This is a genomic window from Liquorilactobacillus sucicola DSM 21376 = JCM 15457, from assembly GCF_000612445.1.
GTDB classification, from domain to species: domain Bacteria; phylum Bacillota; class Bacilli; order Lactobacillales; family Lactobacillaceae; genus Liquorilactobacillus; species Liquorilactobacillus sucicola.
Genome location: NZ_BALC01000007.1, coordinates 26,015 through 43,928, shown reverse-complemented (window position 1 = coordinate 43,928; position 17,914 = coordinate 26,015). Strand labels below are relative to the sequence as shown.

Annotated in this window: 19 protein-coding genes and 1 pseudogene; 1 reads left to right on the top strand and 19 read right to left on the bottom strand. The window is 38.7% G+C overall.

The window, feature by feature from the left end; all coding sequences use genetic code 11:
- Positions 1-2: 2 nt before the first annotated feature.
- The 4 genes and pseudogenes from JCM15457_RS10030 to JCM15457_RS10020 form a co-directional block, all read right to left on the bottom strand.
- Positions 3-726, bottom strand: a pseudogene (locus JCM15457_RS10030) (metal ABC transporter ATP-binding protein).
- 160 nt (positions 727-886) lie between these two features.
- Positions 887-1,603 carry a DUF3114 domain-containing protein gene (locus tag JCM15457_RS11760; protein ID WP_081778252.1) on the bottom strand — a complete coding sequence of 239 codons (717 nt, stop codon included), beginning with the start codon at positions 1,601-1,603 and terminating at the stop codon, positions 887-889.
- Positions 1,558-2,538, bottom strand: coding sequence for a hypothetical protein (locus JCM15457_RS11755; protein ID WP_051993453.1), 981 nt, complete (start codon positions 2,536-2,538; stop codon positions 1,558-1,560). The genes JCM15457_RS11760 and JCM15457_RS11755 overlap by 46 nt, the downstream gene beginning before the upstream one ends.
- Positions 2,539-2,819: 281 nt before the next feature.
- Positions 2,820-7,061 carry a 2-hydroxyacyl-CoA dehydratase gene (locus JCM15457_RS10020; RefSeq protein ID WP_081778251.1) on the bottom strand — a complete coding sequence of 1,414 codons (4,242 nt, stop codon included), beginning with the start codon at positions 7,059-7,061 and terminating at the stop codon, positions 2,820-2,822.
- Between the two features lie 191 nt (positions 7,062-7,252).
- Here JCM15457_RS10020 and JCM15457_RS10015 point away from each other — a divergent pair, with 191 nt between their 5' ends.
- Positions 7,253-7,858, top strand: a complete 606-nt coding sequence (locus tag JCM15457_RS10015) for a TetR/AcrR family transcriptional regulator (protein ID WP_034989728.1) — start codon at positions 7,253-7,255, stop codon at positions 7,856-7,858.
- A 124-nt stretch (positions 7,859-7,982) separates the two neighbouring features.
- On the opposite strand, the gene rpsI is transcribed toward JCM15457_RS10015, so the two are convergent.
- The 15 genes from rpsI to rplO all read right to left on the bottom strand — a co-directional run bounded on the left by rpsI (position 7,983) and on the right by rplO (position 17,871).
- Positions 7,983-8,375 carry a 30S ribosomal protein S9 gene (rpsI, locus tag JCM15457_RS10010; RefSeq protein WP_034989727.1) on the bottom strand — a complete coding sequence of 131 codons (393 nt, stop codon included), beginning with the start codon at positions 8,373-8,375 and terminating at the stop codon, positions 7,983-7,985.
- 12 nt (positions 8,376-8,387) lie between these two features.
- Complete coding sequence (gene rplM / locus JCM15457_RS10005) at positions 8,388-8,831, bottom strand: 50S ribosomal protein L13 (RefSeq protein ID WP_034989726.1); 444 nt, start codon at positions 8,829-8,831, stop codon at positions 8,388-8,390.
- A gap of 123 nt (positions 8,832-8,954) precedes the next feature.
- Positions 8,955-9,734, bottom strand: coding sequence for a tRNA pseudouridine(38-40) synthase TruA (truA, locus tag JCM15457_RS10000; protein ID WP_034989725.1), 780 nt, complete (start codon positions 9,732-9,734; stop codon positions 8,955-8,957).
- A 10-nt stretch (positions 9,735-9,744) separates the two neighbouring features.
- Complete coding sequence (locus JCM15457_RS09995; protein ID WP_034989724.1) at positions 9,745-10,542, bottom strand: energy-coupling factor transporter transmembrane component T family protein; 798 nt, start codon at positions 10,540-10,542, stop codon at positions 9,745-9,747.
- Positions 10,535-11,410, bottom strand: coding sequence for an energy-coupling factor ABC transporter ATP-binding protein (locus JCM15457_RS09990; RefSeq protein WP_152537315.1), 876 nt, complete (start codon positions 11,408-11,410; stop codon positions 10,535-10,537). Before JCM15457_RS09990 ends, JCM15457_RS09995 begins: the two co-directional genes overlap by 8 nt.
- Positions 11,386-12,225 carry an energy-coupling factor ABC transporter ATP-binding protein gene (locus tag JCM15457_RS09985; protein ID WP_034989722.1) on the bottom strand — a complete coding sequence of 280 codons (840 nt, stop codon included), beginning with the start codon at positions 12,223-12,225 and terminating at the stop codon, positions 11,386-11,388. Before JCM15457_RS09985 ends, JCM15457_RS09990 begins: the two co-directional genes overlap by 25 nt.
- Positions 12,226-12,532: 307 nt before the next feature.
- Entirely contained in the window at positions 12,533-12,916 is a 384-nt protein-coding gene (gene rplQ / locus JCM15457_RS09980) for a 50S ribosomal protein L17 (protein ID WP_034989721.1), read from the bottom strand.
- A 26-nt stretch (positions 12,917-12,942) separates the two neighbouring features.
- Entirely contained in the window at positions 12,943-13,887 is a 945-nt protein-coding gene (locus JCM15457_RS09975) for a DNA-directed RNA polymerase subunit alpha (RefSeq protein WP_034989720.1), read from the bottom strand.
- Between the two features lie 84 nt (positions 13,888-13,971).
- Positions 13,972-14,361 carry a 30S ribosomal protein S11 gene (gene rpsK / locus JCM15457_RS09970; protein ID WP_034989719.1) on the bottom strand — a complete coding sequence of 130 codons (390 nt, stop codon included), beginning with the start codon at positions 14,359-14,361 and terminating at the stop codon, positions 13,972-13,974.
- Between the two features lie 29 nt (positions 14,362-14,390).
- The gene (gene rpsM / locus JCM15457_RS09965; protein ID WP_034989718.1) at positions 14,391-14,756 is read right to left on the bottom strand and encodes a 30S ribosomal protein S13; all 366 of its coding nucleotides are present in this window, start codon (positions 14,754-14,756) and stop codon (positions 14,391-14,393) included.
- A 25-nt stretch (positions 14,757-14,781) separates the two neighbouring features.
- Positions 14,782-14,895, bottom strand: coding sequence for a 50S ribosomal protein L36 (gene rpmJ, locus JCM15457_RS11975; RefSeq protein ID WP_003689393.1), 114 nt, complete (start codon positions 14,893-14,895; stop codon positions 14,782-14,784).
- Between the two features lie 34 nt (positions 14,896-14,929).
- Positions 14,930-15,148: a translation initiation factor IF-1 gene (gene infA, locus JCM15457_RS09960; RefSeq protein WP_003689399.1), complete on the bottom strand. Its 219-nt coding sequence runs from the start codon at positions 15,146-15,148 to the stop codon at positions 14,930-14,932.
- A gap of 180 nt (positions 15,149-15,328) precedes the next feature.
- A complete protein-coding gene (locus tag JCM15457_RS09955) occupies positions 15,329-15,982 on the bottom strand; it encodes an adenylate kinase (RefSeq protein WP_034989772.1) in 654 nt (217 codons plus the stop codon).
- Positions 15,983-16,141: 159 nt separating this feature from the next.
- Entirely contained in the window at positions 16,142-17,437 is a 1,296-nt protein-coding gene (secY, locus tag JCM15457_RS09950; protein WP_034989717.1) for a preprotein translocase subunit SecY, read from the bottom strand.
- Positions 17,437-17,871: a 50S ribosomal protein L15 gene (gene rplO / locus JCM15457_RS09945; protein ID WP_034989716.1), complete on the bottom strand. Its 435-nt coding sequence runs from the start codon at positions 17,869-17,871 to the stop codon at positions 17,437-17,439. The genes secY and rplO overlap by 1 nt, the downstream gene beginning before the upstream one ends.
- Between the last annotated feature and the right edge of the window lie 43 nt (positions 17,872-17,914).

Sequence of the window (17,914 nt, the reverse complement as noted above, 5' to 3'; positions counted from 1 at the left end):
CTTTATTCACCCCTGTCTACAAAAATATTTTCGCCATAGGCGCACTTCAAATTTTGCATGTTAAAAACTTCAGCAGTTGCCCCTGCCGCAATTACTTTGCTGTTCAACATTACCAACTGATCAAAATAATCTTTCACTTTGCTTAAATCATGGTGAACAATTAAAATCGTTTTACCTTCGTTTCTCAAATTTTTTAAAATTTTTATTATAATATCTTCACTTATCATATCAACACCCACAAAAGGTTCGTCTAAAAAAAGGTAGTCGGCATTCTGAACCAAGCAACGTGCAATCAGTACTCGCTGAAACTGCCCACCTGACAATGCACTAATTTGGCGTTGTTCCTGCTCTCTCAACCCTACAATATCCAACGCTTTTTCTACTCTTTTCCAATCTGCCTTTTTTATTCTTTTAAAAAGTCCTAGACTTGGCAATATCCCTAAGGATACACATTCTTTAACAGTAATTGGGAACGATAAATCGATCAAACTTTTTTGTGCAACATAAGCAATTTTTTTTTAAAAACTTTTTAGAAGTAACACCATCAATATTGATTTCTCCATTAAATTGAGCCATTCCCAGTATTGCTTTCAAAAGCGTAGACTTACCTGATCCATTTGGACCGATGATTCCAGTAATTGTTGGACCCTTAATCGCCAAATCTATATGGTGTAAAGCTTCGACCTCATTGTTGTATACCACACTGACATTCTTGCACTCAATCATTCCCATCACCTCTTATACAAAGTTAACTTCTTCACATTTTTAGGTTACCCTAAAAACACAATTTAGTCAATTTTTAACATTTTTTTCTTAACCATTTCCTAGGAAATATTTTTTTTAGCAAACTTTAGCACTCTATAGACTGTGCTTATGTTTTTGCTTTTCAGCTCAATCTTTTGATTTCTTTCCAAAAAGCATGCATTGCTTTTTGATTGGCTTGATGTGCACTTTGACCGTTCGATCCGTAGTTTGGATCCTTTTGGCAGTTGTATATTTTTAAAGAAGGCGACTTGTAATTTTTAACAGTCTTTAAACGAAATATTGGCTCCATTTTAGATGGAATACTAATATCTAATTTATAATGGTCTGAATGGACAGCATTCCATTTTGGACCTTTGCTTGCTTTATAATCATTTGAAGCAGCATAATTAAAGCTTGCTCCATTTACTATACCGTTTTCATTTTCAAATGGCTCTTTTTCCACATCAATCTCATTGATCAAATTCCCATTGCCATCAAGAATGTATTCCGAGTGAAATCCGACTACTACTTTGATATTGGTTTTATAATAATTCGCTGGTGCTTCGCCATTTTTACGCCTATGTTTTTGATGAAGACGGGCCGATTCATCTAATGAAAACTGTCCTTCTGGCAACGTACTTAGATACCATGCTAATGCTTCAAATTCTGTTTTTCCCTGCTGCAAATACTTTTCTCTGACAAATTGTATCTGTTGTGCTGAAATAAGATAACGAAATTGATGAACGTTTTTAGCTAATTTTTCATTCAAAGTTGCATTTAATCCCTCAGGAAAGGCAGTTTGCACTGTTTTCGCTAAATCTTTCCAGAAAGCGGCAGCAGGCTGATCGGTGCAAAATATCGTAACAAATGCTTTGTCTGACTTTTGCTGCCGTTTAAATCACACATTTTTGAAACTGTCATCAGTAATGTTAGTTTATTTTGCGCACTTTTTTGCTGCATGCAGCTTTGCTGATACGAATCCCACATTTCGCTAAATAATCTTGTCCCTACTCGCTTATAAGAATTTGCACTATCGCTGTTCTGAAAACTTTTTTCTTGAGCCTCACTCTGCCTAAATCTGACTTGAAGGAAATTACTTAACAGTACTTCAATACTTTCAGGTGGCCAGCACAACATATCTGCATTGCGCACTTCATGAACAGCTCTCTCGCACATACTTTCTTTTTGAGGGGGTTGCAGTTTCATTTTTCTGATCATTTTCTTTACCATATAGGTGTGATAACAATGTTCCATTTTTTCTGTTTCAGCCCGCAATTCTCCAGCAGTTTCAGTATGTTTTGCTTTTTCCAAAGCAGATGTACCGACTATGATAATTTTTGCTACTTCTTCTAAGTCTTCCCAACCCTTTCTTAAAGAAACAACATTCTTTTTTATCTCAATCATCCTGTCACTTTTTTGTAGGATCATCTTTTCAAGTTCTACTTCGAATACTTGCGGATAACATTTTTCCAACGGAGATATTTTCTTAAGATTGTTTGTTGCTTTTTTAAGAAATAAGAAAACTGCGGTACCCCTACTAATCCTTTTGATTTGACCCGTTTCACGCTTAATTTTAAAAAAAAGCTCGTTGAGCAACAGCAATTGGTCTACATAAATAAATAATACTTTGAGTAAACTTAATTTTACCTTATAGTAATGTCGCGCATGCTTGTTTGATCCAACCCCAACCATATTTAAACTATAAATCACATCTTCCATTTGCGACCTTAAACGCTTCTTCATCTTTTTTGCAGCCGTTATTTCTTTTTTTGATCGATATTTAGCAAGTCTCATTTGTGGTCTCTCCTCATTGCAAACTACTTATGTTAACTCTATAAAAATCTCCTTTGGGGTGCAATTAAAATGATCGATTACCCAACAGCATTATTGCTGAACCAAAATCTACTAGTGAAAAGAATAACAAAGATCAATAAGTTTTACGTGTTAAGTGTGGCTTTAACAGCATTGCCCTGTCTTAATTGTGAATAATGCATGCAGTACAAGCTTACAAAAGGAGCCGGTCAAAAATAACTTTTGACTCAGCTCCTCAGGTCTAATCTATGAAATTGTTAAAACTATCTTACTAGATTTTTGTTAGCTGTCGCAAGCATCAGCCGTATTCGATTAAGCTGGTTAACGACAGAAACACTTGGATCATAATCAATCATAGTGATATTAGCATTTGGATATTGGCTGCGCAATTCCTTAACTGCACCTTTTCCAACTATATGATTAGGCAAACAACCGAAAGGCTGCATGCAGACAATATTATCAATTCCTGACTTCAAACACTCTATCATTTCTCCTGTCAGAAACCATCCTTCCCCAGTCTGATTACCCAAAGACAAGATGGAACTGGCATCCTTTGCCAGTTGCTCGATTGCTTCAATTCCCGTAAATCTATCAGAATTCTTAAGTGCCGTATTCATTGGTTTCTCACACCACTTGATCACTTTGAGCGCCAATTCAGCAAATAACTTGCTCTTATTTGAAAATCCTAGATGATCATGCCGATAGATTTGATTGTACAGTGAATAATTCATAAAACCAACAATATCGGGACAAATAACCTCTGCACCTTCTTTTTCAAGCAAACGGACAATATTGTTATTTGCAATCGGTGAATATTTGACTAATATTTCACCAACAATTCCGACTCGCGGTTTGATTATATCCTTAAGTGGTAAGTTATCAAAATCTTTTACGATCCGCTGTACATTTTGTTTAAACTCGTGAAAACTACCATTAACAATGTTTTTTCTGACCCGGTCTAGCCAGGCAGCATGCATTTCGTCTACTTGACCAGCTTTCAATTCATAGGGTCTCGTTCGATAAACCACACGTTCAAACAAGTCCCCATATAAGAAGGCCAAGGCCACACGTTTAGCCAATGGAATAGTCAACTTGAAGCCCGGAGTATCCTCGACCCCTTTATTACCAAGAGAGATAGAAATTACTGGGACCTGTCCGAAACCAGCATCTCTTAAAGCTTTGCGAATCAATGGTATATAATTGGTTGCTCGACAACCGCCACCAGTTTGACTCATCATAACAGAGGTATTGTTAACATCATACTTTCCGCTCTTCAACGCTTCAATCATTTGTCCAATCGTTATGATTGCTGGATAGCAAGCATCATTGTTAACATACTTGGTTCCGATATCAATTGCTTTGTGATCTTGAAGTGGTAGATTAACCACATTATACCCAGAAGACTGCAATGCAACATCAACCAGCTGTGACTGATGGATTGGCGATAGCATTGGCATTAGCAATGTATGCTTTTTCTTCATTTCTTTAGTAAATTTGATAGGTTGCGGGAGGTCATATAATTTTTGCGGTTCAATATGCTGTGCGTGACGCTCATTAACCGCTGCTTTTAATGAGCGCAATCTGATTCTAATAGCACCAATATTTGTTCCTTCATCAATTTTTAAGACCGTATATAGCCTATTATGCTGTGCAAGAATTTCTTCAACCTGATCCGTCGTTATCGCATCTATCCCACAACCGAATGAATTTAACTGTACAAACTCTAATTCAGGAGTCTTAGCAGCTACTTTAGCAGCCGCAAATAAACGCGAATGATATGTCCATTGATTAACAACTCTCAGTCCTGCGACATCTTCCATATGTGAAATACTGTCTTCTGTCAAAACATTAAAACCTTCGGCTGCAATGATCTGCGAGATTCCATGATTTATCTGTGGATCCAGATGATAAGGACGTCCAGCTAAAACGATTCCTTTTTGATGATTTTGCCGCATTAAACGCAGCGTTTCTTCACCACGATTTTGAATCCATTGCTTGAATTTTTTTAATTCCTTATATCCTTCCTCAAGTGCCTCTTTTACTTCCTTGAGTGTCACGCCTTTATCCTTAAAAGTCTCGTATAAATTCTGTGCAGTAGATTGATGGTCGTTCAGATTTAGATACGGGTTGCGATAGTCAACTTCCCCATTGCGAATTTGGTCAACATTGTTACGGATAACATCTGGATAAGATTGTACAATTGGGCAATTAAAATGATTATCAGCATTTTTACTTTCTCTGCGTTCAAAAACAACACTTGGATAAAAAATCGTTTTAAGTCCACGATCGATCAACCACTGCACATGCCCATGAACCATTTTAGCTGGATAACAAACTGTATCACTAGGTATCGTTTCAAGACCTTTTTCGTACATCTGTTCACTGGATCTGGTCGAGAGCTGTGCCCTGATTCCCAGTTTCTTAAAGAAAACTGCCCATAGAGGGTAATTTTCATACATATTCAAAACACGCGGGATGCCAATAACTCCACGAGTAGCGAGTCGCTTACGCAAGGGGCGATACTCGAAAAGCCGATGATATTTCTCTTTAACTAGATTAACTCGTTGGTCTTGTGGTTTCAACTTAATCCGCAGGCCCTTTTCACAACGGTTTCCTGTAATAAATTTGCGGCCGTCATTAAAAACAGTGATCGTGAGCAGGCAGTTATTTTCACAACGGCCGCAATGATCAAATTGTTTTGTAGATGAAAGACCATTCATTTCTTCCGTTGTCAAAAGTGTCGTAGTATCACCCTCTTTTGCGCGTTCTTGAGCAAGCAGTGCTGCTCCATACGCTCCCATTAAACCGGCAATATTAGGGCGAATCACCGTTTGACCGCTTAGTTTCTCAAATGAACGCAAAACAGCTTCGTTGTAGAAAGTCCCCCCTTGACACACAATATGACTACCCAAATCTTCAGCACTACGAGCTTTGATGACTTTGAATAAAGCATTTTTAATTACCGAAAGCGACAACCCCGCAGAAATATCTCCCACTGAAGCACCCTCTTTTTGAGCCTGCTTAACCTTTGACTGCATAAAGACTGTACATCGTGAGCCTAAATCAGCTGGGCTCTTAGCTAACAATGCAACTTTTGCAAAATCCTTAACATCGTAATTTAAAGACTTCGCAAACGTTTCAATAAATGAACCGCAGCCAGATGAACAGGCTTCGTTTAATTGAATTGTCGATAATGCACCGTTCTTAACGTGCATTGCCTTCATGTCTTGTCCGCCAATATCTAAAATAAAATCAACATCTGGCATGAAATAGTGCGCAGCCTTATAATGTGCCACAGTTTCAACTTCGCCCAAATCAGCTTTCAAAGCACTTTTTATCAATTTTTCACCATAACCAGTGGTGCATGTTTTGACAATCTTAACTTTTGTAGGCAGATGCCGATACATTTCTTTTAATATACTCATCGTTTTTTTGAGCGGGTCGCCATCATTGTTGCCATACCAAGTGTACAGTAAACGATGATCCTCACTCATCAGGACAATCTTCGTTGTAGTTGACCCAGCGTCTATACCTAAAAAAGCATTTCCTTGATAACTGGCTAAATTCCCCTTTTCAACCCGTGCTTTTTGATGCCTTTTCCTGAATTCTTCCAGTTCGTTCTGATTATTGAACAGAGGTGGTAGTGTTTTAGTTGGTTTCAATGCCTGACCATCTGCTTTTTCCAGGCGTTCTATCAGTTGAGCTATTGTTGTTGGAGAACTTTTTTTGGCATAAAGTGCTGCGCCCTTAGCGACAAATAGCTGTGGATTTTGGGGGAAAATAATATTTTCAGGGGTTAATTTCAATGTTTCAATAAATCGTTGGCGTAATTCACTCATAAAATAAAGCGGGCCACCTAGAAAAGCGACTCTTCCAGTTATCTTATGCCCAGATGCCAGACCTGCAATCGTCTGATTGACAACAGCCTGAAAAATACTAGCAGCCAAATCTTCCTTACGTGCACCATCATTAATCAAAGGCTGCACATCAGTTTTAGCAAACACACCACAACGCGATGCGATGGGATAGATCGTTTCATAACCCTTTGCCAGCTCATTCAAACCAGCCGCATCAGTCTTCAACAGGCTGGCCATTTGGTCGATAAATGCACCTGTCCCTCCTGCACAGCTTCCATTCATTCTTTGTTCTAAAGAAGCTCCAAAGAATGTGATTTTAGCGTCTTCACCACCTAATTCAATTGCTACATCAGTTTCTGGAATTACCGTTTCAACCGTTCTAGTACAAGCAATCACTTCTTGAACAAACTCTAACTTGAGTATCTCCGCTAGGCCCATACCGCCAGATCCAGTTATTTTGAATGAAATGGGATGTTCAGTGCCTACTATTTGTGCAGCTTCGCACAAAACTTTTTTGCTTGCCTTTCTTACATCAGAAAAATGACGCTGATAGGTCTCGTAGAGAGAATTATTATTTTCATCTAAAATAACAACTTTAACAGTTGTCGAACCAACATCAATCCCGCCATATAACTTCTGTTTAATCATGCTTACCCCCTCAAGGTCTCTTTATCAACTTTGTAATATCCGCCATAGTGTTGAATAACCGACACTCTGTTGCTATACTTACTTTATATTGTAAGCAATTAAGAGCGACATGCAATCGACAATATTTTATGTTTTGCTCGTTATACAACAAATGCAGCAGTTATGTTGTTTTTAGATGGAGGTTATTTTAATTGAGCAAAGAAGATTTGCGCATCACACGGACAAAAACGATGATTTTTAATGCCTTTATTGATTTGATTGAAAAGAAAGGGTTTGACTGTATCACCATCCAAGATATTGCGGACAAAGCGATGATTAATAGGTCCACCTTTTACGCTCACTTCAGAGATAAACAAGATGTCTACGAACAAATCTTTTCATTCATCTTAAATCCACTTTTTAATAAACTTGAAAAAGACATACTCGAAGATGGCAGTATAATCCAAGAACAAAAGTTGGTTGAATTGCTAACGACCGCTTTTATCATGATTAAAGAAAATAAAAAATTCTATCTAATTGCTACTGAAGGCAGAAATAATCTTATTTTGACCGATGCTTTTTCAGATTTTTTGCGTAACCACTACACTAAAATATTTGCAAAGTTGAGAATCGAAGAAGGGGAAATCGTTATGCCCACTGATTTCATTATTTCTTACATGGTTTCAACTTTTATGGGAACTATTCATTGGTGGCTGCATTCCGATTTTAAACTTCCACCTGAACATATGGCACATCTCATCATTAAGCTGCTCCATAATGGTAATCTGACTGTTTTAGGTATCAAGGTAACAAAATAGAACGTGACGGCCCAAGCAGCCGCTTATACTTGTTCTTAACTAGCACTCACTCACTTATTTATAAACAAAAAAAGCACCCCTTGTCCATCCAAGGAGTGCTTGTCTTCGTCGATAAAAAATAATATTAACGTTTTGAAAATTGTGGAGCCTTACGAGCTTTCTTAAGACCTGGTTTCTTACGTTCTTTCATACGTGCATCACGTGTTAATAAACCTGCACGTTTCAAAACGCCACGAAAATCTGGGTCAATTTCAAGTAAAGCGCGGGCAATCCCATGACGGATAGCACCTGCTTGACCAGAAAATCCACCACCATTAACATTAACAAAAACATCATATGAACCAGTTGTTTCTGTAGCTTCAAATGGCTGAACCATAACTTTACGTAGGTTAGCAAATGGAATATAATCTTCTGCTGGTTTGCCGTTTATAGTAATCTTACCTGCTCCGGGTGCTAAAATTACACGCGCAACAGAGTTCTTACGACGGCCTGTTCCTCTATATTGTACTTGAGCCAATTAAGTTTCCTCCTAGATTAAGTTTGTGATATCCAATACTTCTGGTTGTTGAGCTTCATGCTTGTGATCTGCACCACGATAGACATGCAACTTCTTAGCTTGTGCTTTTCCGAGTGTTCCCTTTGGAAGCATTCCTTTAATTGATAAAGCAATCAGCTTCTCAGGATCATTTTGACGGAATTCGCCAGCAGTACGGCTCTTCAAACCACCTGGATGATCTGTATGATGATAATAAACTTTACGATCTGCTTTATGACCTGTCAAAGCAACCTTTTCTGCATTGATAACAATAACGAAATCGCCTGTATCAACGTTAGGCGTAAATGTCGGCTTATTCTTGCCACGCAAGACAGAAGCCACAACTGAGGACAAACGTCCCAGTGGAACATCAGTTGCATCTACGACATACCATTTACGTTCCACTTCACCTGGTTTTGCAATATATGTTGTACGCACGTTTTATTTCCTCCATTTTTATATGCTTGTTTGACGCAAAATAAGTTTCCGGGGCCTACTGTGGGGCAAACAATACCAGATACTATGATACTTTTTTTGCTCCCTAAAGTCAATGTTTATAAATTAATTAGTAATATTATCTATACTATCTTCATCGTAATAAACCTTTTTCAAATACAAACCACTTGCTGGCGCTGTTGCTCGACATTGATTGCGATCTTTTACCTCATACAATCGTAAAAAATCATGGACGGCTCGTTTGCCATTGCCAATCTCAAGTAAGGCCGCCACCATGATCCTTACTTGATTATATAGGAAGCCATTGCCATAAAATTCGAAGATAACTTCACCATTAGCTTCGTCATACTTAACAGTTGCATCATAAATAGTCCGCACATGACTTTTAGCCTGACTTCCTGAAGCAACAAAGCTTGAGAAATCATGTGTGCCAATGACGTCAGGCAAGGCTTCTTTTATCAATTCTAAGTTAAGTGGATATTTATAATGTCCTGTATAAAATCGCTTAAAAGGATTAACAAAACGTCCTAAACCAACTCGATATAAATACCGCTTACCATGTGTTGTAAAGCGGGCATGGAATGTCTGGGAAACTTTTTTTGCACTTAAAATTTCTATGTCCAACGGCAAAAGACTATTCAGTCCATTAACAATCCCTTTTTCTGGAATATCATTTTCAAGATCAAAGTGGACGACCTGCCCCAGTGCATGCACGCCCGCATCCGTTCTTCCAGAACCAAAAATATGCACAAAAGATACGGCTGTACTCATTTTATTAACTGCTGTTTCCAACACCGACTGAACTGTTCTTTGATTAGGTTGGCTTTGAAAACCAGCAAATTTGGTGCCATCATATGCCAGTGTCACCATATATCTATTAGTCATCTTTCCCTCATCACCAATTTCGTAAATATAATAGCACAAGCGTTGCCAGACCAAATACAATACAAGCTAGCGTATCATTTCGTTTCCAGAAATGAATGCGATATTTGGTCCTTCCCTCGCCTCCGCGATAGCCCCTTGCTTCCATTGCCGTCGCAAGATCTTCAGCTCGATTAAAAGAACTGACAAATAAAGGAATCAGTAGTGGCACAACAGCTTTTATTTGTTTCATAATACTGCCCTCGCCGAAGTTGACTCCTCTTGAGCGTTGCGCATTCATTATTTTTTCCGTTTCATCCATCAATGTCGGCACAAAGCGCAACGCGATTGATAACATTAATGAAATCTCATAAACAGGAACCTTGAATTTCTTTAAGGGCTCCATGAGAGACTCCAGTGCGTCAGCGATCTCTAATGGCGCAGTAGTCAATGTTAATAACGTCGACATAAAGATAATTAAAACGAACCTGCAAAAGACATAGCTCCCATTGATCACACCGAAACTTGTTAAAGCTAACGGCCCGAATTGCCAGTAGACAGTGCCACCACGTGAAAAAAATATTTGTAGCAACACTGTAAAAAGAATTAGCCAAATAAGAGGCCTTACCCCTTTTAAAAAGAAGCCAAAACTGACTCCAGATAGAAATACTCCCCCAAGAGTCAGAACCAAAAGTAGCGCATATGACTGCCAATTGTTGGCCAGAAAAATAATTATAATAAAGTAAAAACTCAAGATGAGCTTTGAACGGGGATCTAAATGATGCACAAGGGATTCTCCTGGAATATAACGACCTAGAATTACTTTATTCAGTTTGATTGCCTCCCTTTTTCAAAGAAGCTGCTAATGCAGCCGCGAGTTCTTTTTCCGTTAGCGGCATCTTCTCAAACGAAAACTTCCCAGTTTTTTGTAGTTCATAAGCAAAATTGGTTGCTTTAGGTAACGCTAAGTGATGCTTAACAAGCCAGCGGGGATCTTTAAAAATATCTTTTGGTGCTGCCGCTGCGATAACTTCGCCCTTCTCCAACACGATTGTGTGATCTGCGTAATTAGCAACATCATCCATCTGATGCGTTACTAAAATAATGGTTAGCTGGTGCTGCAAATGAAGCTCTTCAAACATCTGCATTATTTCAATTCTTCCCTTAGGATCCAGTCCTGCTGTTGGCTCATCAAGCACTAAAACTTCTGGTTTCATTGCTAAAATTCCCGCAATTGCAACTCGCCGCATTTGTCCGCCTGACAATTCGAATGGTGAGTGGCTAAGAAGCTCATCAGGCAGACCAACTAAGTTAGCCATTTCAACAGCAATTTCTTCAGCTTCGGCTTGTGTTTTACCAAAATTTTTGGGTGCAAATGCAATATCTTTGAGAACAGTTTCTTCGAAAAGCTGTGCCTCAGGGAACTGAAAAACAATTCCCACATGTTTTCTCAAGTCTCCTAGTTCTTTATTCTTCGTGCTGGCAGTTATTACTTTTTCAGCAACTGTCACACGCCCGCTGGAGGGTTTCAAGAGCCCATTTAGATGTTGCAGCAAGGTTGATTTTCCACTCCCTGTGTGTCCAATAATAGCCGTATAGCTTCCCTCAGGAATTGAAACTGTTACATTTTTCAAAGCCTGATGTTCAAAAGGCGTATTTGGTTGATAAACGTAATTTACTTTTTCGAAATGAATTGACACAACCAATCCACCATCCCTTTTTCAGTAAGATATTCTTGTGGGACATCAATTCCTTGATTCCTTATTTCATTTTTTAGCTTCTCGGAGAATGGAATATCAAGTCCGCTTTCGATCAATGCGGCGCCGCGTTGAAACACCTTTGCCGGTTTATCATCTTGAACTAAAAGGCCATCGTCAATAACCACGACTCGTTGAGCCAGAGAGGCTTCTTCAATATCATGTGTTATTGAAATAACCGTAAAACCATTTTTCTTATTAAGATTTTGAATAAGCTGAATAATCTCTTTGCGCCCCTCAGGATCCAGCATGCTCGTTGCTTCATCCATAATGATGATTTTGGGCTGGAGAGCTATCACACCTGCTAAAGCAACACGCTGCTTTTGTCCTCCCGATAAACGTGCGGGTTCATGTTGTGCAAAATCCCACATTCCAACATCCGTCAGTGCCGCCTCAACGCGTTTGATCATCGTTTCTCTAGGAACACCCTGATTTTCTAACCCAAAGGCTACATCTTCTTCAACATTTGCTCCCACAAATTGGTTATCAGGATTTTGAAAAACCATCCCGATATTTTTGCGAATATTCCAGAGAGTACTTGAAGTCAACTGTACTCCTGCGATTTTTATCGTCCCAGTCTTTGGAATTAGCAAACCATCTATCAGTTTTGCAAGCGTACTTTTTCCACTTCCATTGTGTCCGATCACCGCTAGCCATTCGCCAGCGGCAACAGCTAAATTAAGATGGCTCAAAGCTTCACTTTCTTGCTGCGGATACTGAAAAGACAGATCTGAAATCTCAATCATTGGTTCTTCCATGAGTGTCTCCTTTTATCTATTTATACAGATTATCATACCATAGTTAAACAAAAACAGCCTTACCCAAATGTTAGTGATGTCAAACTGATTAAAATAATCATAGTTCTAAAAAACCGAGATAGCAGCCTTACAAGAAGTAAGCTTCTGTCTCGGTAATAAATTCTTTAAATAGATATCGATTAAAATAAAAAATCACTTTTTATAACGAAGGTTTCCCATCTAAGATGGTACTTAGGACTAGACTCGGTTTAACACCAGCATCGTAACGCCCAGTTATCGTTATAAAAGTGACAAATAGAACTAAAGATTAGTCGACTAACTCAAGAACAACCAACTTAGCAGCATCGCCGCGTCGTTCATTCATCTTGAGAATACGCGTATATCCACCGTTGCGTTCAGCGTAACGAGGAGCAACTTCTGCAAATAATTTTTGCAAAGCTGATTGGATAGTAATATCATCGCCATCTTCTTTAACGTCAGCAACAACATCCATTAAAAAGGCTGCAGCACGACGACGTGCCACTAAATCACCCTTTTTTCCAAGTGATATCATTTTTTCAGCTGTTTTACGCACTTCTTTCGCACGAGTTTCAGTTGTAACGATTTTACCGTTAACAATTAAATCTGTCGTCAAATTGCGCAACATTGATTTACGATGAGCACTTGTGCGTCCTAATTTGCGGTAACTCATGAATTATTTCCCTCCCTCAACAAATATTAGTCATCATGACGTAATGATAAACCAAGATCGATTAATTTATTCTTCACTTCTTCAAGTGATTTACGACCTAAATTGCGAACCTTCATCATGTCAGCTTCTGATTTATTTGTTAACTCTTGAACAGTATTGATACCAGCACGTTTCAAACAATTGTATGAACGAACAGATAAATCAAGCTCTTCAATCGTCATTTCAAGCATTTTCTCTTTATGTGTTTCTTCTTTTTCGACCATGATTTCAGCATTTTTTGCTTCATCAGTTAAATCAACAAATAAAGTCAAGTGCTCTGTCAGAATCTTAGCCGATAAACTGATTGCTTCACTAGGTGTTATAGCACCATTGGTCCAAACATCAAGTGTCAGTTTATCATAATCATCTTTTTGACCAACACGCGTTTTTTCTACTTGATAGTTGACACGTTCAATCGGGGTATAAATTGAGTCGATTGGCAAAACACCGATCGGCATTTCATCAGACTTAGTTTTGTTTTCATCAGCTGAAACATAACCACGTCCTGTATTAGCAGTCATCCGAACATGGAATGACGCCCCTTCTGCTACTGTACAAATGTACAAATCTGGATTTAAGACTTCCACTTCACTACTACCTTGGATGTCTCCAGCTGTAACTTCGATAGGCCCTGTAACATTGATTTCTAATGTTTGATCCTCTTCAGAATCAATACGTAAAGCAACCTTTTTCAAATTCAGAATAATTTGCGTTACGTCTTCGAGCACGCCCTTGACGGTCGAAAATTCATGCAAAACACTGTCAATTTGAATATTTGTTATCGCTGCTCCAGGTAAGGAAGAAAGCAGAATTCGGCGAAGAGAATTACCTAATGTTGTACCATAACCACGTTCAAGAGGTTCTACAACAAATTTGCCATAATTAGGACTTTCTTCAATTTTATGAATTTTTGGTTTTTCAAATTCGATCATTCTTATCTTTACCCCTTTCAAAACGTTACGTGTAATCTGGCGAAAACATTATGAAGATTTACCTCAAAATGAATATGAGCCACATTAAACACGACGGCGTTTTGGAGGACGACACCCATTATGAGGAACAGGCGTAACATCGCGAATTGACGTTACTTCAAGGCCTGTTGTTTGTAAAGCACGAATTGCGGCTTCACGACCAGAACCTGGTCCCTTAACAGCAACCTCAACACTCTTCATTCCATGTTCCATTGAACCCTTTGCAGCAGCTTCAGCAGCCATCTGAGCAGCAAATGGTGTTGACTTACGACTACCCTTGAATCCTAATGAACCAGCTGATGCCCATGCAACTGCATTTCCATGAACATCCGTAATCATAACAAGTGTGTTATTGAATGTTGAATGAATATGTGCAATCCCGCTCTCAATATTTTTCTTGGCGCGGCGTTTACGTGAACCTTTCTTAACTGCCATGAAATAGCTAACCTCCCTTTATATTTTAATTATTTTTTTCTGCCGGCAATTGATGCGGCTGGGCCTTTGCGTGTATGCGCATTGTTCTTGGTATTTTGACCACGAACAGGTAAATGACGACGATGACGCAGACCTCGGTACGAGCCAATTTCTGACAGACGTTTAATATTTAAGCTAACTTCACGACGAAGATCACCTTCGACTTTGTAGCTGTCTACAACTGCACGAATTTTATCTTCCTGTTCAGTTGTTAAATCACGCACACGGATATCCTCTGAAACAGCTGCTTCAGCCAAAATCTTTTGTGCACTTGAATTACCGATTCCATAAATGTAAGTTAAGCCGATCACGATACGCTTATCACGTGGTAAATCGACACCTGCAATACGAGCCATAACAATTACACCTCCTAATTATTTATTATCCTTGACGTTGTTTGTGTTTTGGATTTGAACATATTACCATAACACGGCCTTTGCGCTTAATTACTTTGCAGTGTTCGCACATTGGTTTTACTGATGGTCTTACTTTCATGAATTATACCTCCCAAATGTATTTGAAGTACAATCTATTTAAAGCGATAGGTAATGCGGCCCTTAGTCAAATCGTAAGGGGACATTTCAACAGTCACTTTATCGCCAGGTAAAATACGAATATAATGCATCCTAATCTTACCTGAAACGTGAGCTAAAATCTCATGTCCGTTTTCGAGTTCAACTTTGAACATCGCATTGGGTAACGTTTCTTTGATCGTACCCTCGATCTCAATCACATCATCTTTCGCCACGCAAAAGTACCTCCTTAAATGGTTTTATAACTTAACACGCAAATCCGTGAGTCCCAAAAACTGACTCGCTTGTTTCCGCAAGCTAATCCATCCAAATGGACAGACTAATCCTATAGAAAAGATAAACCTGAAATAGTATATCATTCAAGGACTATTATTGCAAGCTTTAGTCTAAAAATATTACTTTATTGTATCCAAAATCTTTTTTACATCTTCGAAAACTTTTTCAATAGCCTGATTTCCGTTCACTTCATGCAAAATGTTCTTTTGCTTGTAGAAATCAAGTAAGGGTGTGTTCATCTTGATATTCACATCAAGACGATTTTTGGCAGTCTCAGGCTTATCATCTTCACGTTGGAAGAACTCTGTACCACCACAGCGATCACAAACGCCTGCAACCTTGGTAGGATTAAATACTTTATGATAAGTTGCTCCACAATTGCGGCAAATATAACGACCAGTCAAGCGTTCCAGCAAGGAAGCAGGATCAACATGAATATTGATCACTCCAACTAATTTCCTATCTAGCTCCGCTCCAATACTATCTAAAGCATTTGCTTGGACCATATTACGTGGGAAACCATCAAGCAAATAGCCCTTCTGGGTATCCTTTTCCCCCAGACGTTCCTTCACAATACCGTTTGTCACTTCATCCGGAACAAGTTCACCTTTATCAATAAAACTTTTAGCTTTCAGTCCCATTGGTGTTCCATTTTTGATAGCAGCTCTGAAGATATCTCCTGTTGAAATATGTGGAATCTTGTACTCATCAACAATCCGTTCTGCCTGTGTTCCTTTTCCAGCTCCAGGAAGGCCCATCAGCATTAAATTCATTGCAGTCATTTCTAAAAAAACTCCTTTTTTACTAATTATCAATCAATAAAGAGCAGTACAACCTAATGATTCATCACAAAATCTTCTCTTGTCAGTAACATAAATATTACAAAATTAAAAAGCAGGCTCCACAAATGTGCAGCCGAACTTTTTAAACCATTATCTGATAAAACCGACATATTCACGTTTCATCATCATACCCTTTAATTGTCTGATTGATTCAAGTGCAACCCCAACAACAATTAAAAGGCTGGTACCACCTAAACCTATAGACTCATCAAGGCCCCAAATATTGGAAGCAACCAGTGGAATTAAAGAGACTAAACCCAAGAAAATCGAACCAACTGAGCTCAAACGCATTAGTAAACGTGAAACATACTTCTCAGTTTCTTTTCCTGGCCAGACGCTTGGAATATAACTTCCTTGCTTTTGAAGGTTTTCTGCTAATTTCTCAGGATTTACCTGTACAAATGCATAGAAAAACGTAAACAAGACAATCAAAACAGTGTATAAAATCATTCCGCCAGTCGCTTGCATGTTAAAAATATTTGTCATGACGCGATACCAAGTATCTTCGGAATGATTCTGTGTAAACGCCATTAAGATCGTTTGCGGTGTAGCAATAAATGAACTCGCAAAAATGACTGGAATAACTCCAGCAACATTGATTTTAAGTGGTAAATATGAGCTCTCTGTTGCCCCCGCTAAACGACGAGTGTACTGGATTGGAATCTTGTAATTAGCCTGTTGAACATATGTAACAAATGCAACGATGACTAATATAGCAACAATTAAAATGACAACAAACAAGATACCCTTCCAGAGATCACCTGGTGCAGCTTCTAAAATTTGTTCAGTAAATATCTGATGAACACCAGTAGGAACTCGTGCAAGAATACCGGCCATGATAATCATTGAAATACCATTACCAAACCCGCGATCTGTAATCATATCACCTAACCAAGTAGTAAACATCGAACCCCCAGTCAGGATCAATCCAATACTAAGGTATGTTTCCACACCAGGATTATTAACTAGATTCAAACTACTCAATGCGTTAAAACCAGCCGTAATCCCGATTGATTGTACAAACGCCAGCACAATAGTTAAATATCTTGTAGCTTGGTTAAGTTTTCTTCTTCCAACCTCACCCTGCTTACTCCATTCAACAAACCGTGGGACAATATCCATCTGCAATAACTGAACAACAATTTGCGCAGTAATGTAAGGAGACACTCCCATTGCTAAGATTGAATAATTAGTTAAGCCGCCACCACTAAAAGTGTTTAAGATACTAACTAACCCTGAAGACGCAACACTATCTAAAGCTTTAGCATTGATCCCAGGGACTGTGATATATGTGCCTAAACGAAATACAATCAAGACGCCTAACGTAAACAAAATCTTCTCGCGAATATCTTTGACAGCTAAGGCGTTCTTCATTGTTTTAAGCATTAAATCACCTCAGCTTGACCGCCAACTGCTTCAATGGCTTTTTTAGCAGCAACGGAGAATTTATTAGCTTTCACTGTTAATTTCTTCGTCAATTTGCCATCAGCTAAAACTTTAATGCCATTTTTTTCATCTTTGATTACACCATTTTCAACTAATAATGCTGGTGTTACTTCTGTTCCTTCGTTGAACTTCTCGAGAGTTTCCAGATTAACAACTGCATATTCTTTACGGTTGATATTTTGGAAACCACGTTTAGGCATACGACGGAATAATGGCATTTGGCCACCTTCAAACCCTAAACGGACTTTTCCACGAGCCTTTTGACCTTTTTGACCACGACCAGCTGTTTTACCGTTACCAGACGATGTTCCGCGTCCAACACGATTACGCACCTTACGTGACCCTTCACTTGCTTTTAATTCATGCAATTTCATCAGGTCGACACCTCCTTGTTGATATATTATAACATGTCATCAG

What these genes read in the sequence shown, in the direction of transcription:
- JCM15457_RS11755 (WP_051993453.1), bottom strand. Translation starts at nt 2,538, where the DNA reads ATGAGACTTGCTAAATATCGATCAAAAAAAGAAATAACGGCTGCAAAA.
- JCM15457_RS10020 (WP_081778251.1), bottom strand. Translation starts at nt 7,061, where the DNA reads ATGATTAAACAGAAGTTATATGGCGGGATTGATGTTGGTTCGACAACT.
- truA (WP_034989725.1), bottom strand. Translation starts at nt 9,734, where the DNA reads ATGACTAATAGATATATGGTGACACTGGCATATGATGGCACCAAATTT.
- JCM15457_RS09985 (WP_034989722.1), bottom strand. Translation starts at nt 12,225, where the DNA reads ATGGAAGAACCAATGATTGAGATTTCAGATCTGTCTTTTCAGTATCCG.
- rplQ (WP_034989721.1), bottom strand. Translation starts at nt 12,916, where the DNA reads ATGAGTTACCGCAAATTAGGACGCACAAGTGCTCATCGTAAATCAATG.
- JCM15457_RS09975 (WP_034989720.1), bottom strand. Translation starts at nt 13,887, where the DNA reads ATGATCGAATTTGAAAAACCAAAAATTCATAAAATTGAAGAAAGTCCT.
- rpsK (WP_034989719.1), bottom strand. Translation starts at nt 14,361, where the DNA reads ATGGCAGTTAAGAAAGGTTCACGTAAACGCCGCGCCAAGAAAAATATT.
- rpsM (WP_034989718.1), bottom strand. Translation starts at nt 14,756, where the DNA reads ATGGCTCGTATTGCAGGTGTCGATTTACCACGTGATAAGCGTATCGTG.
- rpmJ (WP_003689393.1), bottom strand. Translation starts at nt 14,895, where the DNA reads ATGAAAGTAAGACCATCAGTAAAACCAATGTGCGAACACTGCAAAGTA.
- JCM15457_RS09955 (WP_034989772.1), bottom strand. Translation starts at nt 15,982, where the DNA reads ATGAATTTAATGCTGATGGGCCTTCCTGGAGCTGGAAAAGGAACACAG.
- secY (WP_034989717.1), bottom strand. Translation starts at nt 17,437, where the DNA reads ATGCTTAAAACAATGAAGAACGCCTTAGCTGTCAAAGATATTCGCGAG.
- rplO (WP_034989716.1), bottom strand. Translation starts at nt 17,871, where the DNA reads ATGAAATTGCATGAATTAAAAGCAAGTGAAGGGTCACGTAAGGTGCGT.